General features: G+C 49.8%; 26 protein-coding genes. 8 read left to right on the forward strand and 18 right to left on the reverse strand.

Annotated features, from left to right (window positions below; genetic code table 11):
* Positions 1–27: 27 nt before the first annotated feature.
* The 13 genes from Q8K39_RS05195 to Q8K39_RS05255 all read right to left on the reverse strand — a co-directional run bounded on the left by Q8K39_RS05195 (position 28) and on the right by Q8K39_RS05255 (position 12,004).
* Positions 28–1,332 (reverse strand): RsmB/NOP family class I SAM-dependent RNA methyltransferase, encoded by a 1,305-nt coding sequence (locus Q8K39_RS05195; RefSeq protein ID WP_305258577.1) that lies wholly within the window; start codon positions 1,330–1,332, stop codon positions 28–30.
* Positions 1,333–1,449: 117 nt separating this feature from the next.
* Complete coding sequence (purN, locus tag Q8K39_RS05200; RefSeq protein WP_305258578.1) at positions 1,450–2,055, reverse strand: phosphoribosylglycinamide formyltransferase; 606 nt, start codon at positions 2,053–2,055, stop codon at positions 1,450–1,452.
* A gap of 100 nt (positions 2,056–2,155) precedes the next feature.
* Positions 2,156–2,554: a barstar family protein gene (locus Q8K39_RS05205; protein WP_186956673.1), complete on the reverse strand. Its 399-nt coding sequence runs from the start codon at positions 2,552–2,554 to the stop codon at positions 2,156–2,158.
* 26 nt (positions 2,555–2,580) lie between these two features.
* The gene (locus Q8K39_RS05210; protein WP_370868566.1) at positions 2,581–2,955 is read right to left on the reverse strand and encodes a ribonuclease domain-containing protein; all 375 of its coding nucleotides are present in this window, start codon (positions 2,953–2,955) and stop codon (positions 2,581–2,583) included.
* 152 nt (positions 2,956–3,107) lie between these two features.
* Complete coding sequence (locus Q8K39_RS05215; RefSeq protein ID WP_305258580.1) at positions 3,108–4,310, reverse strand: patatin-like phospholipase family protein; 1,203 nt, start codon at positions 4,308–4,310, stop codon at positions 3,108–3,110.
* 277 nt (positions 4,311–4,587) lie between these two features.
* Positions 4,588–5,346 carry a 3-hydroxyacyl-CoA dehydrogenase gene (locus Q8K39_RS05220; RefSeq protein WP_305258581.1) on the reverse strand — a complete coding sequence of 253 codons (759 nt, stop codon included), beginning with the start codon at positions 5,344–5,346 and terminating at the stop codon, positions 4,588–4,590.
* Between the two features lie 200 nt (positions 5,347–5,546).
* A complete protein-coding gene (locus Q8K39_RS05225) occupies positions 5,547–7,769 on the reverse strand; it encodes a sodium-translocating pyrophosphatase (protein ID WP_305258582.1) in 2,223 nt (740 codons plus the stop codon).
* Between the two features lie 238 nt (positions 7,770–8,007).
* Complete coding sequence (adk, locus tag Q8K39_RS05230; protein ID WP_186956624.1) at positions 8,008–8,664, reverse strand: adenylate kinase; 657 nt, start codon at positions 8,662–8,664, stop codon at positions 8,008–8,010.
* Between the two features lie 198 nt (positions 8,665–8,862).
* Positions 8,863–9,621, reverse strand: a complete 759-nt coding sequence (kdsB, locus tag Q8K39_RS05235) for a 3-deoxy-manno-octulosonate cytidylyltransferase (RefSeq protein WP_305258583.1) — start codon at positions 9,619–9,621, stop codon at positions 8,863–8,865.
* Between the two features lie 6 nt (positions 9,622–9,627).
* Positions 9,628–9,822: a Trm112 family protein gene (locus Q8K39_RS05240; protein ID WP_186956620.1), complete on the reverse strand. Its 195-nt coding sequence runs from the start codon at positions 9,820–9,822 to the stop codon at positions 9,628–9,630.
* On the reverse strand, positions 9,803–10,843 hold the full coding sequence (gene lpxK / locus Q8K39_RS05245) for a tetraacyldisaccharide 4'-kinase (protein WP_305258584.1): 1,041 nt from the start codon (positions 10,841–10,843) through the stop codon (positions 9,803–9,805). The genes Q8K39_RS05240 and lpxK overlap by 20 nt, the downstream gene beginning before the upstream one ends.
* Before the next feature lie 109 nt (positions 10,844–10,952).
* Entirely contained in the window at positions 10,953–11,396 is a 444-nt protein-coding gene (locus tag Q8K39_RS05250; RefSeq protein WP_186956617.1) for a biopolymer transporter ExbD, read from the reverse strand.
* Between the two features lie 2 nt (positions 11,397–11,398).
* Positions 11,399–12,004, reverse strand: coding sequence for a MotA/TolQ/ExbB proton channel family protein (locus tag Q8K39_RS05255; RefSeq protein ID WP_186956615.1), 606 nt, complete (start codon positions 12,002–12,004; stop codon positions 11,399–11,401).
* A gap of 1,209 nt (positions 12,005–13,213) precedes the next feature.
* On the opposite strand from Q8K39_RS05255, the gene xseA reads away from it, so the two are divergent.
* The 3 genes from xseA to Q8K39_RS05270 all read left to right on the forward strand — a co-directional run bounded on the left by xseA (position 13,214) and on the right by Q8K39_RS05270 (position 16,377).
* Positions 13,214–14,575: an exodeoxyribonuclease VII large subunit gene (xseA, locus tag Q8K39_RS05260; protein ID WP_305258585.1), complete on the forward strand. Its 1,362-nt coding sequence runs from the start codon at positions 13,214–13,216 to the stop codon at positions 14,573–14,575.
* Positions 14,576–14,743: 168 nt separating this feature from the next.
* Entirely contained in the window at positions 14,744–15,322 is a 579-nt protein-coding gene (gene sodB, locus Q8K39_RS05265) for a superoxide dismutase [Fe] (protein ID WP_305258586.1), read from the forward strand.
* 182 nt (positions 15,323–15,504) lie between these two features.
* Positions 15,505–16,377 carry a DMT family transporter gene (locus tag Q8K39_RS05270; RefSeq protein ID WP_305258587.1) on the forward strand — a complete coding sequence of 291 codons (873 nt, stop codon included), beginning with the start codon at positions 15,505–15,507 and terminating at the stop codon, positions 16,375–16,377.
* Between the two features lie 45 nt (positions 16,378–16,422).
* Here Q8K39_RS05270 and Q8K39_RS05275 read toward each other — a convergent pair whose 3' ends face one another.
* From Q8K39_RS05275 to Q8K39_RS05285, 3 genes are read right to left on the reverse strand one after another with little or no spacing between them, the layout of a single operon-like run.
* Entirely contained in the window at positions 16,423–17,364 is a 942-nt protein-coding gene (locus tag Q8K39_RS05275; protein ID WP_305258588.1) for a hypothetical protein, read from the reverse strand.
* Complete coding sequence (locus Q8K39_RS05280) at positions 17,361–18,242, reverse strand: ABC transporter ATP-binding protein (protein ID WP_305258589.1); 882 nt, start codon at positions 18,240–18,242, stop codon at positions 17,361–17,363. The genes Q8K39_RS05275 and Q8K39_RS05280 overlap by 4 nt, the downstream gene beginning before the upstream one ends.
* Positions 18,239–18,607 carry a GntR family transcriptional regulator gene (locus Q8K39_RS05285; RefSeq protein WP_186956605.1) on the reverse strand — a complete coding sequence of 123 codons (369 nt, stop codon included), beginning with the start codon at positions 18,605–18,607 and terminating at the stop codon, positions 18,239–18,241. Before Q8K39_RS05285 ends, Q8K39_RS05280 begins: the two co-directional genes overlap by 4 nt.
* Before the next feature lie 193 nt (positions 18,608–18,800).
* On the opposite strand from Q8K39_RS05285, the gene Q8K39_RS05290 reads away from it, so the two are divergent.
* Positions 18,801–19,688 (forward strand): DUF2785 domain-containing protein, encoded by an 888-nt coding sequence (locus tag Q8K39_RS05290; protein ID WP_305258590.1) that lies wholly within the window; start codon positions 18,801–18,803, stop codon positions 19,686–19,688.
* An 8-nt stretch (positions 19,689–19,696) separates the two neighbouring features.
* On the opposite strand, the gene Q8K39_RS05295 is transcribed toward Q8K39_RS05290, so the two are convergent.
* A complete protein-coding gene (locus tag Q8K39_RS05295; protein WP_305258591.1) occupies positions 19,697–20,389 on the reverse strand; it encodes an aspartate/glutamate racemase family protein in 693 nt (230 codons plus the stop codon).
* Positions 20,390–20,504: 115 nt separating this feature from the next.
* On the opposite strand from Q8K39_RS05295, the gene Q8K39_RS05300 reads away from it, so the two are divergent.
* The 4 genes from Q8K39_RS05300 (at position 20,505) to Q8K39_RS05315 (ending at position 25,196) form a co-directional block, all read left to right on the forward strand.
* Positions 20,505–21,302 (forward strand): AraC family transcriptional regulator, encoded by a 798-nt coding sequence (locus Q8K39_RS05300; RefSeq protein ID WP_305258592.1) that lies wholly within the window; start codon positions 20,505–20,507, stop codon positions 21,300–21,302.
* 223 nt (positions 21,303–21,525) lie between these two features.
* Positions 21,526–24,201, forward strand: a complete 2,676-nt coding sequence (locus Q8K39_RS05305; protein WP_305258593.1) for a prolyl oligopeptidase family serine peptidase — start codon at positions 21,526–21,528, stop codon at positions 24,199–24,201.
* 241 nt (positions 24,202–24,442) lie between these two features.
* Positions 24,443–24,781: a hypothetical protein gene (locus Q8K39_RS05310; RefSeq protein ID WP_305258594.1), complete on the forward strand. Its 339-nt coding sequence runs from the start codon at positions 24,443–24,445 to the stop codon at positions 24,779–24,781.
* A 127-nt stretch (positions 24,782–24,908) separates the two neighbouring features.
* The gene (locus Q8K39_RS05315) at positions 24,909–25,196 is read left to right on the forward strand and encodes a hypothetical protein (protein ID WP_305258595.1); all 288 of its coding nucleotides are present in this window, start codon (positions 24,909–24,911) and stop codon (positions 25,194–25,196) included.
* 10 nt (positions 25,197–25,206) lie between these two features.
* Here Q8K39_RS05315 and Q8K39_RS05320 read toward each other — a convergent pair whose 3' ends face one another.
* Entirely contained in the window at positions 25,207–26,097 is an 891-nt protein-coding gene (locus Q8K39_RS05320; protein WP_305258596.1) for a PHB depolymerase family esterase, read from the reverse strand.
* Positions 26,098–26,193 lie beyond the last annotated feature (96 nt).

The raw sequence follows: 26,193 nt of genomic DNA on the forward strand, positions 1-26,193 counted from the left end.
AAAATGGGTAATGGAATCAGACTGGAATTATTCGTCTTCAGTAACCACTGGCAACTCTGCCACAACAGGCGCTACTACCTTTTTACGTTCCAGTATCGCTGCAAAGAAACCATCTGTCTGATGCAAATGCGGGTAAAGCTTCAGATAGTCGCCCATTTGCAGATCCACTTTTTGCTCTGCCAATACCTGCGAGGCAGGCACCAGTGCATAGTCAGCATGTTCGGCCAGGAAAGCTTGAACGATACCTTCATTTTCTTCATCGAGAATACTGCAAGTTGCATACACCAGACGACCGCCTGGTTTCACCATGCGCGCAGCACTGGCCAGGATGGAAGCCTGCTTGACGTTCAGCTCGGCTACACCAGTTGGTGTCTGACGCCATTTGACATCAGGATTGCGGCGCAAGGTACCCAGGCCACTGCAAGGCGCATCCACCAATACGCGGTCAAGCTTGCCTGCCAGACGTTTGATCTTGGCGTCTTTTTCATGCGCGATGACGACTGGATGCACATTCGACAAGCCACTGCGCGCCATGCGTGGTTTCAATTTAGCCAGGCGTTTTTCAGAAATATCGAAAGCATACAGACGGCCGGTATTGCGCATCAATGCGCCCAGCGCCAGCGTCTTGCCACCGGCACCGGCGCAAAAGTCTGCTACCATTTCACCACGCTTGGCACCAACCAGTTGGGCCAGCAACTGGCTGCCCTCATCCTGCACTTCTATCGTGCCATCCTTGAACAAAGGCAGATTCTGGATGGATGGTTTTTTGCGTACGCGCAAACCAGTGCTTGAATATGGCGTAGGCTCAGCGATGATAGGCGCCAGTGCCAGTGTCGTGATGACGGTTTCGCGATCACCTTTGATGGTGTTGACGCGCAAATCCAGCGGTGCTGGCGTGTTCAGCGACATGGCCAGCGCCAGTGCGTCTTCTTCACCAAACCGCTCCAGCAATTTTGTCCACAGCCATTCTGGCAGGTTGGCCTTCATCATCAATGGCAAGTGGGTGCGGTCAATTTCCATGACGCGTTGCAGCCAGGCGGTTTCATCTTCTGTCAAACCGCCGAGAGAATCTACGCCAACAGCATCCGCCAGACCCAACAAACTCAGGCGGCGCATAGGCGAACCAATGCCGGACTCAGAAAAATTGGTGTACACCGATTTATTGCGCAGCAAGCCATAGACAGCCTCCGCAACTACACCGCGTTCACGTGAGCCCAGGCGTGGGTGATCACGAAAATAACGCGACAAAGTGCCATCTGCCGGGCCGGTAAAACGTAAAATCTCACGTAATACTTCTTCGGTATTGACGAGTATGGCGGGAGGTAATCTCATGCTGCTTCCTTCTAATATGCTGATGTGGCCCGGACGGGCCTTGTTACTCTGTTTTACTATGTAGTGCTGACGCAAAACCGCCCACGCGAGTTTGCTAATGCTGACTAAATAACTCTATTAATTACTGATTTGGACACGATTGCCTTCTATACGCAATTTGCCTTCAACGAATTGCAATACGGCACGTGGATAAATCTGATGCTCTTGCTCAAGTACACGGCGCGACAAAGTGTCTTCGGTATCATCATCCAATACTGGCACAACAGCCTGCGCGACGATGGGGCCGTGATCCAGCTCTGCAGTGACAAAATGCACGGTCACGCCGTGGACTTTGACGCCCGCATCAATTGCCTGCTGATGCGTTGCCAAACCGACAAAGCTGGGCAACAGGGATGGATGAATATTCAGCATCCTGCCCGCATAGTGTTCAACAAAACCTGCTGTCAGTATGCGCATGAAACCAGCTAAAACGACCAGATCAGGGGTAAATTCATCAATCTTTGCCTGCAAGGCAGCATCAAATGCCTCACGCGTGACAAATTGCTTGCTGACTACGATGGCCGTTGGAATACCACGACTGGCGGCATATTCCAGGCCGCCTGCATCGGCCCGGTTACTGATGACAGCCGCGATTTGCGCAGGCCATTGCTGCTTTGCAGCAGCTTCAACGATGGCTTGCATATTGCTGCCACGACCAGAAATGAGGATAACAATCTTTTTCATGGCGGCATTGTACCGCTGACAGGGGTCTAGCCCCAAATAAAAATGCCGGTAATTACTTACCGGCACCTATTATACAGGCTATTAAAATACCATTAAAATACTATTCGAAAGAGTAAAACACACGAAAAGCGACTTTTCTCTCTGCCCAGAAATCTGCGGCATCCCTAAAAACGTCCAGCAAATTTTCGCGCGCTTCCTTGTCAAATTTTTGCGTATTTGGCAATTGCTCGATCACAATAAGAAAGCCAGGCTGCGGGCCTGCTTTATAAATCATATCAGTCAGGCAATCTGACAATGCATCCAGATTACGGCACATAGGCCTGGGAAAACCGAAAGACAAGGCAATTTTGCCCAGCACTTGCTGTTTGGTGGCCGCTTCCAGGCAATAGGCATACAAAAAATGCTGACCCAGCCGGGACGCTTCTGCTTGCAGATCCGGCACACGGAAAGCACGGATGGATTGCACCACGTTAGGCGCTACCGTTGCCAACAATTCCATTTCTCCCTCAATTGCTGAGATCATATTTACTCTTTAATTCTGCGAAAACTCTCGTAATGGTCTTCGGTGTAATAGTATTCACCCGATGTCTGCGGGTCTGCTCCGGCGATAATGCGGCGCATGCCCCGATTACGGGCGCGCGGTGTTTTTACCGTGTATTCATGATAGTAACCGCGCTTTTGCTTTGGCAACCTGGACTCATAATTGCCGAACACCACACCATCCTTTTCATAAGGAAATGGCCCGCCTTGCCTGATCAACTTCAAGGTGGTTTGCGCTTCTTTAGGCAATTCGGCAACAGCAATCTGGCCCAGACCTATAGTGTCTTTAGCAAAACTGCTTACAGCCAGAAAAGCAAGCGCCAGGAATACCAGCCATTTCTTGAAAAATGTTGGATTTATCATTATTTTGTCTATCAGCACACGCTTAAACACGGCATAGATTAACGGTTTGTCGATGATGAATCAACCATTGTTGCAGATGTTACAATGTATATACACCTGCTCGTTTCACGTTTCAGGCAAGGACTCCTGCAGCCGCTATTGCCTGGCAATCAGGCAGTTCGTATTGAGCAATCAACACCGAAGAAACGTAAGACATCGTCCATTCTGGCACGGGTATCGCGCCGCCCGAGAGCAATCAACTCCTTGGTATAGGTGGATTCAAACAAAAGATAGGAGGCCAGTGCTGAACCACGTGCTTCGGTAGCTCCAATACCACCCAGCATTGTACGTACAGGCAGAGGCAGACTATTTGTATGACGGCTGGCGATTTCATCCAGCCTTTCAGAAGGCGCGATGACCAACAAATCCACTGGCCGCAAAGGAGTTTTTTCCAGCAGTTCTGGTGGCAACATGGACAGGGTCTTGTTGATGCGCATCAGTCTCTCAATATCCACTGCAAGACTATCGAGGAAGATACTGGACAAGGCATGACCGGCAATTTGCGCCAGGCTGGGATAACGTGCAGTTTCAGTATTAATACTCGGCGGCTCAGTCAGACGACCCGCACCAACAATCAATACCTTTTGCGCCCCCAAGTGGATGGCCGGTGATATGGGCGCAAGCTGCCGCATGGACCCATCGCCGCAATATTCCATACGTCCACCCCAGTTCAGCGGCACGGCCGGGAAGATAAAAGGAATGGCAGAGGACGCCAGCAAATGCTGAACACCGATAAAATCACGCTGCGCCAGGCGCTGACTCCTGACCCAGGGCTCGACATCAGCCAGAGTCTGGTAAAATGTCAGATGCTGACCAGCAGTGTAGGAAGATGCAGTGACCGCCAGTGCATGCAGGCTACCATTGCTGAACGCGGCATCCAGGCTACCCAAGTCCAGCATGCGGGTTAACAGCGCTTCCAGCGGAGAATTATCAAGCAGCGAATTCGGCGGTGCCTTGCGCCATTTATTCAACAGCCACCCAAATGACCATAGTGTCAGCCAGCGCGCCCCACTGCGCATGACACCGAGCGAGTCAGCCCGGTACACTTGCGCCGCCTCAAAATTTTCCCATATGTGCAGCATGCGCCCGACTGCATCAGAAAAATTATCGGCCCCGCAAGCCAGCGAGGTAGCATTGATCGCACCTGCCGAAGTACCGCAGATAATGCCAAAAGGATTGCTGGCAGGATGCCAGCCAGACTCGACAAGGATAGCCGAGATTTCGTGAAGCACCCCAACCTGATAGGCCGCACGCGCCCCCCCACCCGTCAAGATCAATCCGGTTCCCGCATTATTACTCGTTAGTGTAGGCATAAAAAAAGGGCAAATCCATATCTGCCCTAGTGTAGTAGCCCCCTAGCAATTTGTCATGCTGCACGGCACAGTGAAAAGTCCAGACTCGACAAATACAACAGCCATACTTAAACATACTGAATCGTAGTAGCTTTGTCTTCTCTACACACGACTGTCGCATGAAGCGTTGAGAAAGCGTAGCGAGCGACGCAAGTTTGAGTTAAGAAGCGCAACCGTACTTTAGTACGGTGAGCATCGCAGGCTCAAAATTGCGTCGCGCAGTAGCTTTATCAACGTTTCATTTGGGTTGCATGCGAATGGCGCCGTCTAGGCGAATTGTTTCCCCATTCAACATCACATTCTCAATAATCGCCTTGGCCAGATTCGCATACTCATCCGGTTTACCGAGACGCGGAGGAAACGGAACCATTTTGCCCAAAGCATCCTGCACTTCTTGCGGCATGCCCAGCAACATCGGGGTTTCAAAGATGCCTGGAGCAATCGTCATGACGCGAATGCCGCTACGTGACAAATCACGTGCCATAGGCAGGGTCAAACCAACTACCGCTGCTTTGGAAGAAGCATAGGCAGCCTGGCCAATCTGGCCGTCATAGGCAGCAACAGATGCTGTGTTGATGATGACACCGCGTTCACCATGTTCAGCAGCTTCGGTCTTGCCCATCGCATCTGCTGCCAGACGGCACATATTGAAAGTGCCAATCAGGTTAATGTTGACCACGCGCTGGAATACGTCCAATGGATGCGGGCCGTCCTTGCCTACCGTCTTGATCGCCGGTGCAACACCGGCGCAATTCACCAGACCACGCAACGTACCCAGTGTAGCAGCGGCTTCAACGACAGCCTTGCCATCGGCCTCGGAAGTCACATCACACTTGACAAACTTGCCACCCAACTCAGCCGCCAGTGCCTCACCGGCGTCTACCTGTACATCGGCCAGCACCACCTTGCCGCCGTTGGCAACGATCATTCTTGCAGTCGCCGCACCCAGGCCGGAAGCACCACCAGTAATAATAAATACATGATTTTGAATTTGCATGTTTGTCTCTCCAAGTTTAAAGATGAATCGGTCGTCAACACTAAATGCAGTTAGCGAATCACCGCTCAATGTCGGTTACGTTTACGTTAACGTCACATAACCCTATTGTAGCGAACAATTGTACAAAGCCAAAAGTAAAAAAAGTGGCAGCAATAATTGCCACCACTTTTCGAACCAGAGACCAAACCCTGCAAAAGCAATTACTTACTGGCAGGTGTGGCTTCTTGCATTCCCGGTGACCCAGGCACTACCACAGGAGCAGATACTGAAGCGGACGCCGGTGCAGGTACCAACACCGGTACCGACGCTGATGCAGATGCCGCTGGTGTTGCCGATTGCACTACCGGCATCGTTGGCGTGACATGCTTGGCGGCTTCATTCGTGCCAACCGCAGGCAAGATAGGCACCAACAGCAAGGCGACAATATTGATGATCTTAATCAGGGGATTAATAGCTGGGCCAGCCGTATCCTTGTAGGGATCGCCAACAGTATCGCCGGTCACGGCAGCCTTGTGCGCTTCTGACCCCTTACCACCGAAATGACCATCTTCTATATATTTCTTGGCATTGTCCCAGGCACCACCACCGGTAGTCATGGATATAGCGACAAACAAACCAGTCACGATAGTGCCCATCAACAAGCCACCCAACGCAGCTGGCCCCAACAACATGCCCACCAGAATAGGCACGATAACAGGCAACAGCGAAGGAATGATCATTTCCTTGATGGCAGATGTCGTCAGCATGTCAACAGCCTTGTCATACTCAGGCTTGCCTGTGCCATCCATGATGCCCTTGATTTCCTTGAACTGGCGACGTACTTCCACCACCACGGCACCGGCAGCACGACCCACGGCCTCCATAGCCATCGCGCCGAACAGGTAGGGAATCAAACCACCGATAAACAGGCCGACGATAACTTGTGGATTCGACAAATCAAACGAAGTGCTCTTGCCGACAGAATCAAGCGCATGGGTGTAATCAGCAAACAACACCAGAGCAGCCAGACCGGCGGAGCCTATCGCATAACCCTTGGTCACAGCCTTGGTGGTATTACCGACTGCATCCAGAGGATCAGTAATCGCACGCACTGAAGCAGGCATTTCCGACATTTCAGCAATACCACCGGCATTGTCCGTAATAGGCCCATAGGCATCGAGGGCGACGATAATACCCGCCATCGACAACATGGAAGTTGCGGCAATCGCGATGCCGTACAAACCGGCGAGTTGATAAGAAACGAGGATGGATGCACACACCGCAAGCACTGGCCAGGCAGTCGACTTCATCGACACGCCCAGACCGGCAATGATATTGGTACCGTGACCTGTGGTCGATGCCTGGGCCACGTGCTGTACCGGCTTGAAGTCTGTGCCTGTGTAATATTCAGTGATATACACCATCAGGCCAGTGAGGACGATACCCACCAGCGATGAGCCCATCATCTTCATGCGCATGGCTTCATCAGGCCAGACTTGCCAGGTGACGATGGCAAAACCGACCAGCGACAAGCCGGCTGCCCACCACAAACCTGTGTACAGCGCGGACATGATTTTCTTGCCCGGCTTGGCTTTCACCATGGAACAGCCGACAATCGAAGCCAAGATGGAAACAGCCCCCAGCAATAGGGGATAGACAATCGCGGCAGTGACATCACTGGTAATCACCAGCGCCCCCAGCAACATGGTAGCAATCAGGGTCACTACATAGGTTTCAAACAAATCCGCAGCCATACCGGCGCAGTCACCGACATTGTCACCCACATTATCTGCGATCACGGCGGGGTTACGCGGATCATCTTCAGGAATACCGGCTTCCACCTTGCCAACCAGATCGGCACCAACGTCAGCGCCCTTGGTAAAGATACCACCACCAAGTCGGGCGAAGATGGAAATAAGCGAAGCGCCAAAGGCCAGACCGATGAGGGGCTTGATGACATCATGCTGTGTCAGCGTGCCGCCAGCAGCATTGCATACCAATACCAAATAGAAGATAGTTACGCCCAGCAAACCAAGTCCGACCACCAGCATGCCGGTGATGGCACCGCCACGGAAAGCCACGTCCAGCGCTTCATTCATACCCTTGGTTGCAGCTTGCGCAGTTCTGACATTTGCTCTGACTGACACATTCATGCCGATGAAACCGCAGGCACCCGAGAGAACTGCACCGATCAGAAAACCGATGGCAGTGATCAAACCCAGGCCAGGGATTATAGCTACGACGATGAACAGCACCGCGCCAACGATGGCGATGGTGCGGTACTGTCGCGCCAGATAAGCGGCAGCGCCTTGCTGAATGGCGGTGGCAATTTCCTGCATACGCGCGTTACCGGCATCCTGTTTCAGGATCCAACTACGCGAAATCAAACCATATAGTACGGCGATGACGCCACATGCGATGACAAACCAAAGACTTGCTGTCATGTTGACTCCTCCAATGTTATAGGCATGTCGGCCTTGTGGGCACATGCATTTTTTTAACGACAAAGTGAAACAACGACAATTCTTCATTTTCCAGACTTCAGTACCAGACTGCCTTGCACCAAATGACAAAAATGAATCCTGCACACTGCGAAACTTTTACGTAGCCCATATTTTTGGAGAAATCTGGCTGGGGCTAGCCATAAAAAAAAGCGGACAATGCAGTCCGCTTTTTACTTACTTATTCAGACAGCGCCGCAAATGCGCTATCGCGGATGGACTCTACCGGTCCGACACCAGCGATCTTGCGATATTTAGGTGCCCCTGGTTTGCCAGACTTGGCCCAGTCACCATAATAAGTCAACAGGATTTCAGTCTGTTCGTGATACACAGACAAACGCTTCTTGACGGTTTCTTCCTTGTCGTCAGGCCGTTGTACCAGCTCTTCGCCAGTCACATCATCCTTGCCTTCGACTTTTGGCGGATTGAATTTGACATGATAAGTACGGCCAGAACCAGGATGGACGCGGCGACCACTCATACGATCGACAATCGCTTCATCCGGCACATTGATTTCCAGTACATAGTCTATTGTGACGCCAGCATCCTTCATCGCATCTGCTTGTGGCGTTGTACGTGGGAAACCGTCGAACAAATAACCATTGGCACAATCTGGCTGTGTCAGCCTGTCTTTGACCAGACCGATGATAATGTCATCAGATACCAAACCACCGGTGTCCATGACTTTTTTTGCTTCCAGACCCAAAGCCGTGCCAGCGGCAATTGCAGCACGCAACATATCACCAGTAGAGATTTGCGGGATATTGTATTTTTCTTTGATGTAATTGGCTTGTGTACCTTTGCCGGCTCCCGGCGCTCCCAACAAAATAAGACGCATGTTAAATTTCCTAAGACGAGTTTGAATTTTTTGTGCCTGTATTATCAAAACATGACAGCCAGTGGTTTCATGGCAGGCACGGCTCTTTTTTTGCTTTTCTTATTTAGCTTGATAACACAGTTTCTTTTCACGAAACTTACCACAATTTTCGCATATCTTGATGCTTTGCCACGAAAACTTGGGGATTTGCCCGTTTTTTTATTTCTTATCCATAAAAAACTGCCGGACACGTTCCAGATCTTCTGCCGTATCAACTCCTGGCGCAGGGCTGGAGCCAGTAACATGAACTGCGATTGCATAGCCGTGCCACAAAACCCTTAATTGCTCCAGAGCCTCAATTTGTTCCAATGGAGAAACAGCGAGTTGCGGATATTTTTTTAAGAAATCGTTGCGGTAGGCATACAAACCGATATGACGCAAAGGCGCATAAGCGGGCGGAAACTGTTCGCGGCTGACGGTAAATCCATCCCTGTGCCAGGGTATGATGGCGCGTGAAAAATACAGGGCGCGGCCATGTTTGTCCAATACCACCTTGACGACATTCGGATTAAAACCGTCTTCTACAGCATGGATAGGATGAGCAGCGGTCGCCATAGGCACATCTGCATTCACCAGTGCCGCTGTCGCAGCGATCAGGGTTGGATCTATCAGCGGCTCGTCACCTTGCACATTGACGACAACGGCATCGTCAGTCAGGTTCATGCTGGCGGCGACTTCGGCAATGCGGTCGGTACCGGATGGGTGATCGGCCCTGGTCATACATACTGGCACTCCGTGGGCCTTACAGGCTGCGACGATGTCGGTATGGTCAGTGGCTACCATGATGGCACTGGCACCAGACAATAAGGCCTGTTCCGCCGTGCGCACCACCATGGGCTTGCCGCCTATGTCTGCCAGGGGTTTATTCGGTAAACGGCTGGAAGCCAGCCGAGCCGGGATAATGGCGATAAAACTCATAAAACGCTAAGCCTTAGGTCTGGCGTCGATTTCTTCATTGCTCAGCGCGCGAGCCTGATCTGCCCACATGATGGGGATATCATCTCGTATCTGGTAAGCCAGTTTATCGCCATAGCAAATCAATTCCTGACTGGCTTTTTGGTAGACCAATTGTCCTTTGCACAAAGGGCAAACCAACACATCAAGCAGACGTGCGTCCATGCTTTTTCTCCGAAATCATTTGTATCATGGATGCGGCAAAAGCTGCATCGAGTTGAGCTTCGACTGGCACCACCCAGATGCGGGCATCGTCCAGTAAAGCCGGGATTTGCCTACATTTTACTGCATCCTTTTCGGTAATCAGAATGCAATCGACATCTACCCCCTTAAAACTCTGTGCATCAAAGGGATGGTGATCAGGAAAAACCAGGGTCTGACATTGCAAACCCTGTGTTGCCAGCATAGTGAAAAACCGTTGTGGATTGCCTATGCCTGCCGCTGCCAGCAAGCTTTGCCCCTGAAATTCAAACAATGAACGCTGCTGCCTATCGTCATTCAGGCGATATGCCTGGCCTGCCTGCAAATGCATGCGCACAGTATCCGCAGGCAGCGAAGCTGGGAATGCCACTTCTTGCCCCGCCAGATTGCAGATAGTAAAGTCACGCCTTCTTCCTACAGGCTCACGCAAAGGCCCCGCTGGCAACAGCCAGCCATTACCAGCGCCGCGCTGATCAAACAGCACCAGTTCCACATTACGTCCCAAAGCGTAATGCTGCAAACCATCATCAGCAATGATGACATCCACTTCCGGGTTAGCCGCAAGCACACAGCGGGCCACTGCCACCCGGTCACGCCCGACAGCTACCGGGCATTGCGCCCTGGCTGCAATCAACACAGGCTCATCACCCACCTGCTGCGGCAGCGATGCGGCGTCGAGCAGGATCACACTATCAGCCTGCACGCCATAACCGCGGGAAATGACAGCAGGATGCCAGCCTGCATGCTGTAATTGCTGCACCAGCCAGATCACCAGCGGTGTCTTGCCAGTGCCGCCTATAAAGATATTGCCAACGACTACAACTGGCACAGGCATTTGTGTCTGCGCTTTATAGCCCATCACAAACAATCCGAAACGGAAAGTGATGATAAGCTGGAATAGTTTGGACACTGGCCACAGCAGGCAAGCCAGCAACCCACGCTTTTGCCAGGCATTTAACAAGATTTTTTCTAATACTGCCCGCATGTCACTCTCTTGTCGCTCTCTTTTCGTTCTAAAAAAAGGAAACGGGGAGTTACACACTCCCCGCTTTTTGTCTGTCACTGTAACAGTACTCAGTTCACATTCCAGGCTGTCACTTTGCAGTAGCCTGCGCAGCAAATGTGACTTTGGCCATCCCAGCAATACGCGCCGCTTCCAACACATCAATCACGGATTGGTGACTGGTCGCACGGTCAGCGTTGATGATGATCACAGGATCCGGCTGCGCACCAGTCTTGCCAGCTTCCAGCGCGGCTGCCGCTTTTTTCAGGTCTTCTGCCAGTGTCAGGGTATCAAGGAAAGACACCGCTTGACTGTTGATCTTGTAGCGACCCTGGGCATCGATGCCGATATCTATCTGATTCGGCTTGTCCTGGGCTTTTTCTGCATCTGCAGTTGGCAAGGTAATTTGCAATTCGGTGAAACGGCTATATGTCGTCGTCACCATCAGGAAAATCAGGATCACCAGCAAGACGTCGATAAACGGGATCAGGTTGATCTCTGGCTCTTCCCTGCCCCTTCCTTTACGAAAATTCATGACTACTTCCTGGCGCTGTGGACGACATCAACAAACTTGATAGCTTGCTGCTCCATATCGACAACGATGCTATCCACCAGAGCGCGGAAATGACGCCAGAACACCATCGCAGGCATGGCGATCATCAAACCAAAGCCCGTGTTATACAAGGCCACAGAAATACCATGCGCCAGTTGTGCCGGGTTGGCACCGGTCGCATTTTGCGAACCGAAAATTTCTATCATACCGACAACAGTACCAAACAAACCCATCAAAGGTGCCAGGGACGCAATCGTACCCAGGGTAGTCAGGAAACGTTCAAGTTCATGCGCCACTGCGCTACCAGCTTCTTCTATGGATTCTTTCATGACTTCACGCGGCGCATTCACATTGCGCAAACCAGCAGCCAATACTTTACCCAGTGGCGAATTGCCTGCCAGTTGCTCTATGACTTCTGGCTTGACTTTGCCAGCCTGATAAACACGGATGACTTCGTCAACCAGAGTGGGGGGCAAGATGCGGTTACGGCGCAAAGAAAGACTGCGTTCTATGATTAATGTCAGCGCAATAACTGAGGCAATCAATAAAAAATATATTGGCCAGCCTGCGGCTTGAATGATGGCGAACAAAATAACTCCTTGAAGGTTCCTAAATCCAAGCCCGCAATGTAGCGCGTTGTCTGCCTGTGGGCAAGAGCGCAACGCAAAAAACTAGGTACAAAATGTTTCAAGGCCCGATTTTCGGCGAAAGCACGCAGCGATTCACAAACAAAGTAATTCAGGATATTCACTGTTTTGCACAAAATCTGTGCGCAAGCTTGTGGATAAGTCCATCGAATATACGCAAGTCTATGATTTATTTAATTTTTTCATCCCTGCCAAAGATTTAGGCACAGCCATTTTGTGGATAAAACTGCATTTTCTTCATTTCTCCGCCGTCTTTTCCACACATAATTTGTGGACAAGTATGTGCAAAAGTCTTGCATACAATGACAAGTTACTGATTTTAAAGAAGATTATGGCGATGCAAAAATTTTAGGCAAGCAGGCAGTTTGAGGCTTTTTTGCACAAAATTTCATCAGAAAATTCTACAGAAAAAGAAACCCGTTGTTTTACACAAAATATGTGGACAAGATTGTGCATTACCGTAAATAAGCGGCATAAGTCACTGATTTTTAATAAATAAGTGGAACTGCCAGAAAAACAGGCAAATGCGCGCTTTTGTGCTGCGATACATTTTTTCCACAGATAAATTATCTTTAAAATAATATTCAAAAACAAAAAACCCCTTGCATTCAGGCTTTTGCACAAAATATGTGGACAACTATGTGAAAAAGTATGGGGGATGTTACTAAGCCACTGATTTTATTAATTATTTTTTTCACGCCTAAAAAAGTGGCAAACCACACTTATTAACAATCACGGTTGGCGTTTTGCTTTTTTGATCATTTATTCTGTGAACTAGCGCTTATTCTGCACAAAATGTGTGGACAAGCTTGTGCAAAAGCGCAGAGAAATATGCTAAGTATCTGATTTTAATAAGAATTACCCATATGCCATTATTTTAGGCAAAAGCACGTAGCTTGTGGAAGACCAAAGTTTTCAACAGCTTAATCACAATTTCTGTGGATAAGTTTGTGCACAAGCTCCCAGATACACTGCAATGTCCTTGATTTGAAAGGGAATTTTCATTTTGCCTCATTCTTTTGCAAGTTGTTTTTTATTAAAAATCAAAGACTTAGATAGTAAACTTTCATTTCTTTTGACATATAAGAGGCAAAATGACATGCTAATGACCATTCCACGCTTCTGTGGACAGATTTTCCTCCGCCATGCTTTATGAATCCTGAATCGCCATATACCACTCCAGTAAACACGCCTCCCGTGATGACAGTTACGGCGCTGAACCAGGCCGTTGCTCAGCTTTTAGAGCGCAACCTGCCATTGACCTGGGTTTCTGGCGAGATTTCCAACTTTACCCGCGCCGCGTCTGGACATTGGTATTTCACCTTAAAAGATAGCGGTGCCCAGGTCAGGGCCGTGATGTTTCGTGGCCGCGCGCAATATGCTGACTTCCAGCCTAAAGAGGGAGACAAGGTAGAAGTGCGTGCCCTGGTTACCCTGTATGCGCCGCGTGGTGACTATCAATTGAGTGTAGAAGCCATACGCCGAGCGGGCGTTGGCAACCTGTATGAAGCATTCTTGCGTTTGAAGGCACAATTAACGCAGGAAGGCTTGTTTGATCCAGAACGCAAGCGCCCCCTGCCTGCCTTTGTCAAAACAATAGGGATAGTCACCAGCCCGCAGGCAGCCGCCCTGCGCGACATTCTGATCGCCCTGCACAGACGTGCGCCGCATGTGCATATCATCCTCTATCCCACACCGGTACAGGGCGAAGGTGCGGGGATGAAAATTGCTCAGGCGATAGCCTCTGCCGCTGCCCGCGAAGAATGTGATGTCTTGCTGGTCTGCCGTGGTGGTGGCAGTATGGAAGACCTGTGGGCCTTTAATGAAGAAGTCGTGGCCCGTACTATCGTCAACTGCCCTATGCCTGTTATAGCTGGTATAGGCCATGAAACCGACTTTACTATCGCAGATTTTGCCGCCGACCTGCGAGCCGCCACCCCGACAGCAGCGGCAGAACTGGCCGCAGCACCGAGAGATGCCTGGCTACAGTTATTACAACGCCAGGTACAAATACTCAGCCGCTGCATGCACAGGCAACTGGATGACCAGGCCCAGACACTCGACTGGCAAAGCCGCCGCCTGCTCAGTCCCAAGGCGGCCATCGCGGCCAGGCGCCTGCAATTGGCAAACCTGGCCCGCAATCTCAGCCACAGTGCCAGCCTGCCGATACTTCAGGCCAGACATGAACTGATGCAATTGACACAAAGCTGGCAAGCCCATAAACCGGATCTGGCCAAGCCAAGGCTAATGCTAGCCGACATGCAAAGACGCCTGCAACAAGCACGCAGACGCCACCAGGAAGGGCGTCAACAACAGTTATCTGCCTTGCGCGGTCAACTGGAGCTACTCAACCCTCAGCGCACGCTGGAACGTGGCTATGCCATCCTCAGCGACCACAAAGGCAAGGCCCTGCGCAATACGGCGGAACTCAAGCCGCAATCCCTGCTACAAGTCAGACTGGCATCCGGCACTGCTGAAGTTGGTATCAGCAGCGTACAAACCAAGCTGGATTGATCCGAATGCAAGCTGACTGCCATAAGCCTCTCATCATTTTTCGCATATATATCTAATTGCTGGTAATTTGCATCAGCCCGCGTGCAAGCTTTTGTACAACAGCTTACAATGCTGGTCTGGCTTTTCCGGATTGCCGGAAATGATAAACTCACGATAAAAGGACGCGATATGGAACATACCTTACCGGCACTGCCTTATGCACTGGATGCTTTGGCTCCACATATCTCCCAGGAGACGCTGGAATTTCACTATGGCAAGCATCATCAAACCTATGTGACCAATCTGAACAACCTGATCAAGGGTACAGAGTTTGAAAACTCCACGCTGGAAGAAATCGTCAAGAAATCTTCTGGCGGCATTTTCAATAACTCAGCACAGATCTGGAACCACACTTTCTACTGGAATGGCCTGAAACCTAACGGCGGCGGCGTACCAAGCGGCAAACTGGCCGATGCCATCAATGCCAAATGGGGTTCTTTCGATGCATTCAAGGACGCGTTCACCAAGTCGTGCGTAGGTAACTTCGGTTCTTCATGGACATGGCTGGTCAAAAAGGCTGATGGCACACTGGATATCGTCAATACATCCAATGCAGCCACACCACTGACAACAGAAGACACGCCATTGCTGACTTGTGATCTGTGGGAACACGCTTACTATATCGACTACCGCAATGCACGTCCAAAATACCTGGAAGCATTCTGGGCACTGGTCAACTGGGAATTTGCGACAGCAAACCTGGGCTGAGCCAGCTTGTCTTGATGCAAGGCGCATCAAGACATACACATCACAGATGAAAAAAACCTGCGCACGCATATGCACCGCAGGTTTTTTTTCATCCATCACTCAAGCTGTTTATGCGAAGATCATGGCTCAAATGAGCATCAGGAATTTCCCCCTATGCTCTACCGCCCTACTCTTTAAACAGCATGCAAACCAAAGCCTCTCCTCTATTACGCTTTCTCCCCGCCATCTTCATTTTTATATGGGCATCCGGTTATGTCGTTGCCAAATATGGACTGCCCTATGCTGAGCCATTGACTTTTTTATGCCTGCGCTATCTGGGTGTGATTATATTCATGTTGATACTTGCACTAAGCATGCGCGCACCCTGGCCTGAGCGCCGCTTCTGGCTGCCGATCGCCATCGCAGGTATCTTGATGCAAGCCATGTACCTGGGTGGCATCTGGTGCGCCGTCAAGCTCGGCATGCCAGCCGGTGTCGCCGCACTAATTGCCAATACCCAGCCTATCTTTACTGCTTTCCTCGGCCCCATCATCGGTGAGCGCATCTACGGCAAACAATGGGCTGGACTGGCATTGGGCATTTGCGGCGTGGCACTGGTGGTCGCCAATAAAATCTCTGTCATCGGTTTGTCTGTCAGCAGCGTAGCCCTGGCAGTCATGGCGTTGATTGCGATGACCATAGGTACGTTGTACCAGAAAAAAACCTGCCCCAGCTTTGATGTCAGGACCGGGCAAGTCATACAGTTTGCGGCTTCATTACTGGTGACATTGCCATTTGCGCTGGCGCTGGAAACCCAGACCATCATCTGGACGCCGCAGTTCTTCGCTGCCATGGCCTGGTCGGTATTTGTCCTGTCTGGTGTTGGCATCTCGGTGCTGTTTATCATGATACGGCATGGTGAAGCCACCAAGGTCACCAGCTATATGTATCTGGTTCCTGCCGTCACAGCTGCCATGGCCTGGTTGATGTTTGGCGAGAAGCTGACAATGACGGCGATTCTGGGAATGGTAATCGCGCTGGCAGGTGTGGCGCTGGTGGTGCGGCCATCAAGGTGAAACACAGGGATTGCGCCTATTGCCGCAATCCCTGTATTTCTTGCATCAAGCCTCTTCGCGCCAGCGGCGCAAACGCACGGTCATATAAAACATCCCTGCTGCGGCTACAACACCCAGCCATAACTGCAGACTAAGCAACGTTTGCCAGGATACAGACAGCACCTTGCCGAAATCTACTCCAGCACCTGCAGGCCGGGTGAAGCTGGTAAGCGGGATATGCGCAAACTCTATCCATACACCTGGAAATACTCCCCCCAATGCACGTCCAACAATCAAATCACTGAACCACTTCATATCACTGTTTTGCCCCAGCAATAAATCCAGCATACCCACCAAAAACACCAAGAGCAATGGTATGCCAACCGCCCACAAAAATACTCTGGAATGCGCCCAACTGGACACCAGCATCAACCAGCCTATACTTGGCAAAGCCCATAAGATATACACTGGTAAGGTACCCAATAACTGCAAGGGTGCCAGATACAATTTTCCATTCAAGAACAGATCCTGAAATACATACACACCCTGGCTAGACAATGCGATGCCGACTATCATCAACATGACAAAAGACATGGCGATGGCACACATGATAAATATCACCGGGACAATCAGGCTGGCGGTGATCAACTTGGACAATACCGTTTGAAAGTCTGAGACAGGCAAAGACTTCCAGAACAAAATACTACGATCCCTCCGGTCATCAAATAAAGCACCCAGGCAGTAAAAGAAAATAATGATGGCCATTACTACCAGCAAGGGGCCAGAGAAAAGCAAATACATGCTTGCCAAAAGCTCACTGACTCTTGGAATGTCTTCTTTAAATTTTGCTACCCGTCCTAAGATTCGGGCACCAAATAATGCGTGCCCTTTCAGGAAAGGCAAGATAAACACAAATATGATGACTGCAGCCACACATAAGGGCGTCCACAGAAACATGCCCTTATGCTCCCAAAATTCACGCTTCAAAAGACTGATCATGGCTTTCATTTAGCGACTCCTTTCATGCTGGCGACAAACAAATCAGCCACGCCGGGTATGCGTGTTTCACCTATATTGGCCAGCATCTCCTGCGCAACGCCATCGAACAGCATCACCACTTTGCCGAATACTGCCCGTTGATCCATAGGTTGCAATGCCAGGGCTTTTTCCATATTTTCCGGTGCCACCAAGACTTCGACAAAACGTTCGGCCATTTGCTCCATGCTGGTTTCCAGCACGATTTTTCCATCATCAATAAAAATCACGTCACTGAGAATATGTTCAACTTCTTCTACCTGATGCGTAGTGATGATGATGGTTTTGTTTTCATCAAAATAATCTTCCAGCAAATTTTGATAGAACTGTTTGCGGTACAGAATATCCAGACCCAATGTTGGCTCATCCAGTACCAGCAGTTTCGCGTCGATGGCCATGATCAGCGCCAGATGTAATTGCACTACCATGCCCTTGGACATGGACTTGAGCTTCATGTCTGGCGACAGCTTGGTATTGGCAAGGTATTTCTCGGCTTTGGCACGGTTGAATTTGGGGTGTACTCCGGCAACGAAATCCATCGCCTGCTTCACCTTGATCCAGCGCGGCAAAATGGCGACATCGGCGATAAAGCAGACCTCATTCATCAACGCATCTCGCTGGGTACGCGGGTCCAGGCCTAACACCTGCATCTCGCCATCAAAATTGCCCAGACCCAGTATCGCTTTGAGGGTGGTGGTTTTACCCGAGCCATTCGGTCCTATCAAACCTACTATACGACCAGGAGCAATCTCGAAGCTGACGTCGTCAAGTACCCGTTGTTTGCCATATTGTTTGCTGATGCTACGGGCGGAAATTACGCTGCTGGTTACTGTATCGGTGACGCTGATCATTTGTCTCCCCCTGTCGTCATCAGACCCGGCAATTGCTGCACATCCAACCCCAGCCTGCGTATGCGCTCCAGCATGGCTGGCCATTCTTCTTCAATAAAACGCTGACGTTCATTCGCCAGCAATTTATCGAGTGCTGATTCGGTCATATACATGCCTACACCTCTCCGTTTTTCGACGAGTTCTTCATCTACCAATTCCTGATAGGCCTTCAATACCGTGATCGGATTGAGTTGATACTCAGCCGCCACCTGTCTGACTGAGGGCAAGGCATCGCCTGGCTTTAACAAGCCATCCAGCATCATGCCCAGCACCCTCTGTTTCAACTGCCGATAGATCGGCGTCTGATCATTCCAGTTAACACTCATGCTTGCACCTTCCTGTGAATACCCTGGACAGCGAGATTGATACTTTTATAGCGCCATCACTCAAGTAAATTAGTGTTGTAGTTAACTATAACACCAACTCAATATTTTTTGCGCAAGTTTTTTGTGGCGCATGACAAGAAAAAGTTGGCATGGCACACTTGGCAATCTTTTCTTTCCATGATGGATAGCACTTATGCACCGCCTGATCTCTACTTTTAGCCTGCTCCCTCTCCTATTCATTTCCACAGTGGCACTTGCCGATTGTGATGAAGCAAGCAAGCACGAATTAAAAACCGCTAAATCTGTTGGCTGGAAGTTGGACGATGATGGCAAGCGCCAAAATCTGGCACTCTCTGCGGCAGACTGCCTGGGCGTGGCGGATGCAGAATTGCGTGATGAAATGGCCTTCGAGGGACTGTCAGCCTGGATGCGGGCCGAGAAGCTGACCCTATCCACATTGACAAGTTTGCGCGTGAAGATGCTGAATGCTGTGCAGGCGCCTGCTGACGAAGCCACCAGTTTCTTGCGGCCGTTTGCGATCTTGACGCTGGCTGAACTGGTACGGGTGGACAGGAAAAAACCTTATCTGAGTGCAGAAGAGAGAGTCGATATCGTCAATGCAGGTAGCCATTATCTGAGCAACCTTCGCGACTATCGCGGTTTTGATCCTAAAGATGGCTGGCGTCACGGCATTGCCCATAGCGCTGACCTGATGCTGCAATTGGCGATGAACCCAGCCATAGAAAAGGCGCAGCATGAAGCCATGCTGGCTGCCATCGCATCCCAAATTGCGCCCTCCACCCATTTCTACCAGTATGGTGAAGGAGTGAGGCTGATGACAGCCGTGTTTTACCTGGCGCGAACACCCAGTTTCAACAAGCGCGACTGGGATCTATGGTTCAACAAACTCATGGACAACACTATACAACCCGGCCCCTACACCCAGGCCAGGCTGGCACAAAGACATAATGTGAGCGCCTTTTTACTACCGCTGTATTTTTCAGTCCGGGAAAGCACGGACCCCGCAATCAAAGAAAATCTCTTGCCAGCGCTGAGAGAAGCTGTACGCAAGGTCAATTGAAGGCTGAATTACGTCAGTGCCCAAAATGCGGCACTGCGTGCATGGATAGTCGTTGTATCAAACAGCGGCACACCCGCATCATCCTGTCCGACCAACAAGCTGATCTCGGTGCAGCCCAGAATGATCGCTTGCACCCCGCTATCTTTCAGGCTAGCCATGATACGGCGATAGTGCTGGCGTGATACCTCATTGATCTTGCCCAGACAAAGTTCTTCATAAATGACCTGGTGAATAATGTCGCGGTCAGCCAGCTCTGGCACCAGAACTTGCAAACCATGTTTGCTATGCAAACGCTCGCGGTAAAAATCCTGCTCCATGGTAAAGCGCGTGCCCAGCAATCCCACTTTGTCATAGCCAGCATCCTTGATGGCTTGGGCAGTGGGGTCAGCGATATGAAACAAGGGGATCGCCGTAGCTGTTTCAATAACATGTGCCAGCTTGTGCATGGTGTTCGTACACAGCACCAGAAAATCTGCGCCCGCCAACTCCAGTGAGCGCGCTGCTCGTGCGAGGATAACACCAGCAGCATCCCAGTCACCGGCGTGCTGCAGTCTTTCGATCTCGTGAAAATCTACGCTATACAGGATGATTTTTGCTGAATGCAGGCCACCCAGCTTTTCCTTAATGGTTTCATTGATTTGCTTGTAATAAGGGATAGTTGATTCCCAGCTCATGCCACCTATCATGCCTATGGTTTTCATTGCAACTCCATGCGTAAATTAAAAGCCGCTGTTCTGGCCTGGGGATAGAATACTTCTATAATAAGCAGAGAGCATTTTCCAGGCTATCAAGAAATTTCAGCGGAGAGCTTTTGTAATGAGCATGGATCTTATCGATACCATCGATATAAAGTGGGCAAGACTGGAATTATTACCAGCCCTGCCTTACAGCATCAGTAGCACATCGTTCCATGCAAGTCTCGGTCTGGCATTTGCACGTCAGAAAGGTGTGCATGCCATTGGTAGCGATGTCCGCCATGACTTTGATGCCTGGCCGGGTGACTTCGCCATCAGCAGCGCTGGATTGCCGATGTTTTCAGAATCTGCGCATGGCGGTGAATACCTGTTAATGCATATCACCGAGCCTGATCTGTTAACAGACTTTCAAGCCTCTTCGCCACGAAAAATATTTCATGGTGACAAACTAGCAGTCATGCTGGCCTGGCAAATACGCTCGCTGCTCTTGCAGAGCTATCCTGACCCTCTGCTTTTGGAAGAAAAAGCCAGCCTGTTTTTACAACAAGGGTTGACTCTGCATAACACCAGGACAACTGCCCGCAGCCAATACTCCAAAGACAAAAATGTGCACGCGCAAATATTGGACTACATAGAAGATCAACTTGATACCGCCTTGAATCTGGAAGTCATGGCTGCCATGGCCAATATGTCGCTCCTGCGTTTCTTGCGCAGCTTTGCACATGCCACAGGTTCAACTCCACATACTTATATCACCGAGCGCAGATTGCAAAAGGCACGGGCATTGCTCGGTAATAGCAATTTATCCATAGTTGATATCGCCGCAGATTGTGGTTTTGCTCATCAATCACACATGGGCAGTGCCTTCAAATCCAGAATGGGACTCAGCCCTCAGCAATACCGCAAACTATCTGCCTGAAGATTATTTCTGCAAAAAAACTAAGCGATCTTCGCTTAAATACGTCAAAAGCAAATTTTCTACCGAATTTCATAGAATTTGTTTTCCTATGGAACTGTCTTCAACGGCATTTGTCTATGGAAATTGCGTTAATTCCGGCGATAGCTTGCTAACATCGACATTTGCACATCACCTCTTGATCAATCCTATACCTGCTAATTAAACTAAAACCAAGGTTTTCATCATGTCTCCGAAAATTCTCACCGTCAGTATTGCGCTCGCTTTCAGCGGGGCGGCCAACTTGCTCTTTCCTCAAGAAACTGCTCATGCCGCACCTGCTGTTGCAAGTATCGCCAAAATCAAGCCAGCAGACCTGACACTGGAACAGGTATATCGCGCCAAAGGCTATGCAGGCCAGGCAGCCCGTCATATAAATTTCAGCAAGGATGGCCGTTATCTGGCCTATACCTGGAACCCGTTCGGTGAAAATGGCTTTGATCTCTATGTGCATGACACGCTGACTGGTGAAACCAAGCGCATTACTTCACCTGCCCTGATGAAGACTTTTGACGCACCGGAAGACTGGGAGCGCTTCGATAAAAAAGCCAAACAAAAAGAAAAAGAAGAAGCTGAACGCCAGGCCAAGGCAGAAGCACATGCAGCCTATCTGCGCGGTGAAAAAGTCAATTTGATGCAGTGGGAAGAAGCAGCACTGGAAGAAGTGAAACGTGAACTGGCCGAGAAAAAAGCCAAGGACGCTGCCAAGAAAGCGGAACTTGATGCTGAAGCAGCCAGGGAAAAAGCCGCTGCTGCTGCCGCGAAAACAGGCGCAGCCAGCGTAGCTAAAAACGACAGCGACAAGAAGGACGAGAAGAAAGACGCAAAAGACGACAACAAGACCAAGGAAATCTGGGAACTGCGTGACGAGCTCAAAAAGAAACTGGAAAAAGAAAAACTCAAGCCAAGCGATTTGTATCCCGGTGTTGATGCCATAGTCTGGGCAAATAAAAAGAATGAACTGATCTTCCAGTACCGTGGTGACTTATTCCGCCTGAATGCGGTTGACGGCAAGATAGAACGCCTGACACAGACTGACAAAACCGAACGCATCGTCGCCTATCAGGCAGATGACAATGGCTATATCTACATGGATGAAAAGCGTCTTTTCAACGCCAGCTTCAGCAGCAGCGCCATCCGCCAGTTGAACCGCGAACTGATACATCCTGACGATGCCGATAAAAAATACCGCATCGCCAACACAGTGTTGAGTGAAGACAAGCAATGGATGGCAATTTCCGCCGAAGCACCGGATGCCAAACCAGAAGGTGGCAAGCCAACTCCGCCTGCTGAGCGCCAAGTCGAGATCATGAATTACAGCGAACGCTTCGCCACTGCAAAAAAAGTGAATCGCGAAGTGTCAGATGACAAGCGCAAGATACCCGCTACTGCTTTGTATATACGCCGTGTTGGCGATGCCTCTGCACGCCAGCCACAACCAGTCTTTACCAATGACGGAGGCGATGTGTGGTTTGAAATGAGCCCTGTCAGTTGGGCCAAGGATGGCAGTCGTTATACCTTCTCTACCTGGGAACGTGAAAAAGACTTGTTGCGCATCTACGTAGGCAAGGCGGAAGAAGGTGCCAAACCACAAATGGTATTGGAAAGACGCGGCAATGTCGGTCATGAAGTTGTAAACGTACTGGCTCCCCGCTTTACGCCGGACAGTAAACAATTGATCGCCGTGCTTGACGAACAAGGTTATCGCCAGCCCTATGTGATTGATGTCAGCAACGGTACTGCCAGACAGGTATTGAAAGGTGATTTTGAAGCCCACAACATCATAGGCTTTAGCGAAGACAGCAAATCCATGTTCGTGCTCGCCAACAAGGATGATTTCGCTGCCATGAATGCCTACAAGGTCGACCTGGCAACTGGCGACATGAAGGCCATTGGACAGCCTGGTGATTTTCATCGCGCCAGCGCAGTCACAGAAAACGGCGACAAACTGGCCAGCATGGCAGGACAATGGTCCAACCGTCCTGAGTTAAAACTGGTGGACATTGCCAACACCAAATCCACCACACTGACGCAAAGCCATGACCCGCAATGGAATGCGATAGACCTGCAGCGTCCTGAGCGCTTTAGCTACACCAATCGCCATGGCGACAAGATACAGGCTTACGTCTTCAAACCAGCCAACCTGAGTTCATCCGACCGCCGCCCTGCCATCGTCTACACCTATGGCGGCCCCTTGAATGACAGGCATATTGTCGAGACGGACAGCTTCCAGCAAACTGCCTACATGTTCGGCATGTATATGGCTGCCAAGCATGGCTATGTCACCGTAGCAGTGGATCCGCGTGGCCATTCCAATTATGGCCGCAAGTTTAGCGGTGCCAACTGGGAACAGGTAGGTAAACCACAGACAGAAGACCTCGAAGACCTGACCAAATACATGCAAAAAAACCTGGGCGTTGATGGCAAGCGCATAGGTTTGACAGGCTGGAGTTTTGGCGGCTTCCAGACCCAGTACACCATGTACACCAGCCCGGATACTTTTGCCGCTGGCATCGCAGGTGCTGGCCCGACGGAGTGGGAAAACTATAATAGCTGGTATAGCGGCCGTACCATAGGCAAGACCGAGCGCAGCAAGCCAAACTTGCGTAAATACTCGCTCCTGCCTTTAACGGCGGGCTTGAAAAAGCCGCTGTTGCTGGTGCATGGCATGCAAGACCCGAATGTGCTGTACCAGGATACGGTAAATGTTTATCGTTCATTGCTGGAAAACGGCAAGGAAACCCTGGTCGACCTTTTCCTGGATCCTGATGGCGAACATGCCATGGGTGGTGTGGTCAAAGCAAAGACCTGGCACAAGAAATATGAAGCATACTTCTTGCAGCACCTGGGCAAGGCAAAATAAATGGACTAAGTAACAAAATGCGGCTGAGGAAGGTTTCTCAGCCGTTTTATTGACACTCGGAAAAATTGATCTAAAATCAAGTGGTAATGCCTGCGTGTGATTACCGTGGCTCAGCCTTATCCAGATTCATATAATACCGTCTTGACCAATACTCATCTTTCTCATAAAAGAAATGACGCAGACTTTACTACCCCTGCTTTTACTTTTTTCACTTGCGGCTGTCAGCAGCAGCGCAAATGCGATGAACGAAAAGGACGCCTACAGGAATCTCATGTACTTCCAGACGGCCAAAAGCGAAAGTGAATATTGCGAAAATACATTGCATGTACAAGCAATTTCACAGCAAACAAAATGGCGCAATCAACATGCTGCGATACTGTCCCGCTCCATCAGCACATTAGAACAGCACTTCATCAATGATAAAGGTACATCGACAAAGGATCTGCCTGCTGCCATCGCTGCTGTCTGGAAAAAACTTGAAGAAGTGGATAAACGTGAGCTTGGAGACACACGCACTTACAAAACCTGCATCAAATTTCCAGAGTCACTGAAGTTTTATGAGGCACAGCTGGTCAAATAAGGAAAAAACAATATTGACGCAATTATCGGCAATATCGTTTTAAAATTACCGTAGACTATGTTGACTGTCATGCCGATAATGACAACTATTCCTTATTTCAGGCACGCACCACCCTCAGGAGCAACACATGAAAAGCAGCACCAGCCAATACCTGTACTCAGTATTCAGGCAGGTTTCACAAGAATTTCGCCAAATTGGGCAAAAATTCGGCATGCGCTTGCTGCGCACGCCTTTGCCAAAAATACTGATCATTTGTATCGCCCTGGCCCTGTTCATCGCCCTCATTCCTTTGGTGATTACCTTGTTTGTAGTATTTGTCCTCATCAAGCTATTGCTTGGTGTTGCAACGATGGGGGCTGGCCAAAACCGTGGTAATCCCCCGCAAAATCAATATGTGGAACGAATCGACAAGTGAGCTTATGAGCTTAATCCAGGGCATGTAGCCTGAAAAATTGCCATATAGACTCATTCAAATTGATTTGCTGAGAAGTTTTCCCTATCGGCAGGCCAATATTGAATGAGTCTGCGCCTGCCCAGGTATGGCCTCCTTCTTGTATTGTCAGCAGCATTGTCTTGTGCCTGGCATGGGCTTGATCTTCCACAGTTTCCAGTATGCTGACTTCACTTATATCGGCAGTGTCTACCACTGGCTTGCGTGACCTCGTGGCAGTATCTGGAATTTGATTATGCTTGCGCCAGTAATGAAAAGTATCTTTGGCAGATAAATAGCTATCCTTTTTGCCTTCAAACAAGACGACCTTGTCAGCAGTGCCGAGGGTGAGCATAACCCCAATTTTTTTCTTGTCATTATGATGTTGCATTACCGGTTCAGGCAGAGTAGCTCCTACCGCCGCGATGGCTGCAAACCTGTGCGCCAGTTCTACCGCGATCCGATAACAAAAGAAACCTCCGCGTGATAATCCTGTTGCATACACTTTGCCAGTGTCAGTGCGATACTCTTTCTGGATATGCTGTAAAAGTGCGTCAACAAAGCCGATATCGTCACTACCCTCTTTATAGCTCATGCCAAAGCCGACATTCCAGTCTTGCTTGATACCTTGCGGATAGACGACGATAAAGCCATGCTTGTCTGCGGTCTTGTTCATTTGCGTGTACAACATCTGCTCTGCCATCGTCATACCGCCACCATGAAAATTGAAGACGACAGGAAATTTCCTGTTGATATCCTCATGATAAGCTGGCGGGATGTAGACGATATATCTTCTTTTTTCTTCTTTATACTGCAAGGATTTCACTTGAGCATGCGCGGAAAAAGTCAGTGCAAGCAGCAATATAAAACTCAGTATTTTTTTCATTTTTGACCTTCACCTGTAGACAAATTGTAATTACCAAGACCTGCAGTCTGGCTCAGAGAAGGTGAAATCAAAGTGAAATTGCCAGCCTTTTTTTGC

The organism is Undibacterium sp. (assembly GCF_030683615.1).
In the GTDB taxonomy this organism is placed as follows: Bacteria; Pseudomonadota; Gammaproteobacteria; order Burkholderiales; family Burkholderiaceae_D; genus Undibacterium; species Undibacterium umbellatum.

Bases quoted from the DNA above. Each gene is read 5' to 3' on its own strand.
- Q8K39_RS05195 (WP_305258577.1), bottom strand. From the start codon at position 1,332: ATGAGATTACCTCCCGCCATACTCGTCAATACCGAAGAAGTATTACGT.
- purN (WP_305258578.1), bottom strand. From the start codon at position 2,055: ATGAAAAAGATTGTTATCCTCATTTCTGGTCGTGGCAGCAATATGCAA.
- Q8K39_RS05205 (WP_186956673.1), bottom strand. From the start codon at position 2,554: ATGGAATTGTTGGCAACGGTAGCGCCTAACGTGGTGCAATCCATCCGT.
- Q8K39_RS05215 (WP_305258580.1), bottom strand. From the start codon at position 4,310: ATGCCTACACTAACGAGTAATAATGCGGGAACCGGATTGATCTTGACG.
- Q8K39_RS05220 (WP_305258581.1), bottom strand. From the start codon at position 5,346: ATGCAAATTCAAAATCATGTATTTATTATTACTGGTGGTGCTTCCGGC.
- Q8K39_RS05225 (WP_305258582.1), bottom strand. From the start codon at position 7,769: ATGACAGCAAGTCTTTGGTTTGTCATCGCATGTGGCGTCATCGCCGTA.
- adk (WP_186956624.1), bottom strand. From the start codon at position 8,664: ATGCGTCTTATTTTGTTGGGAGCGCCGGGAGCCGGCAAAGGTACACAA.
- kdsB (WP_305258583.1), bottom strand. From the start codon at position 9,621: ATGAGTTTTATCGCCATTATCCCGGCTCGGCTGGCTTCCAGCCGTTTA.
- Q8K39_RS05240 (WP_186956620.1), bottom strand. From the start codon at position 9,822: ATGGACGCACGTCTGCTTGATGTGTTGGTTTGCCCTTTGTGCAAAGGA.
- lpxK (WP_305258584.1), bottom strand. From the start codon at position 10,843: ATGCGGGCAGTATTAGAAAAAATCTTGTTAAATGCCTGGCAAAAGCGT.
- Q8K39_RS05250 (WP_186956617.1), bottom strand. From the start codon at position 11,396: ATGAATTTTCGTAAAGGAAGGGGCAGGGAAGAGCCAGAGATCAACCTG.
- xseA (WP_305258585.1), top strand. From the start codon at position 13,214: ATGAATCCTGAATCGCCATATACCACTCCAGTAAACACGCCTCCCGTG.
- sodB (WP_305258586.1), top strand. From the start codon at position 14,744: ATGGAACATACCTTACCGGCACTGCCTTATGCACTGGATGCTTTGGCT.
- Q8K39_RS05270 (WP_305258587.1), top strand. From the start codon at position 15,505: ATGCAAACCAAAGCCTCTCCTCTATTACGCTTTCTCCCCGCCATCTTC.
- Q8K39_RS05275 (WP_305258588.1), bottom strand. From the start codon at position 17,364: ATGAAAGCCATGATCAGTCTTTTGAAGCGTGAATTTTGGGAGCATAAG.
- Q8K39_RS05280 (WP_305258589.1), bottom strand. From the start codon at position 18,242: ATGATCAGCGTCACCGATACAGTAACCAGCAGCGTAATTTCCGCCCGT.
- Q8K39_RS05285 (WP_186956605.1), bottom strand. From the start codon at position 18,607: ATGAGTGTTAACTGGAATGATCAGACGCCGATCTATCGGCAGTTGAAA.
- Q8K39_RS05290 (WP_305258590.1), top strand. From the start codon at position 18,801: ATGCACCGCCTGATCTCTACTTTTAGCCTGCTCCCTCTCCTATTCATT.
- Q8K39_RS05295 (WP_305258591.1), bottom strand. From the start codon at position 20,389: ATGAAAACCATAGGCATGATAGGTGGCATGAGCTGGGAATCAACTATC.
- Q8K39_RS05300 (WP_305258592.1), top strand. From the start codon at position 20,505: ATGAGCATGGATCTTATCGATACCATCGATATAAAGTGGGCAAGACTG.
- Q8K39_RS05305 (WP_305258593.1), top strand. From the start codon at position 21,526: ATGTCTCCGAAAATTCTCACCGTCAGTATTGCGCTCGCTTTCAGCGGG.
- Q8K39_RS05310 (WP_305258594.1), top strand. From the start codon at position 24,443: ATGAACGAAAAGGACGCCTACAGGAATCTCATGTACTTCCAGACGGCC.
- Q8K39_RS05315 (WP_305258595.1), top strand. From the start codon at position 24,909: ATGAAAAGCAGCACCAGCCAATACCTGTACTCAGTATTCAGGCAGGTT.
- Q8K39_RS05320 (WP_305258596.1), bottom strand. From the start codon at position 26,097: ATGAAAAAAATACTGAGTTTTATATTGCTGCTTGCACTGACTTTTTCC.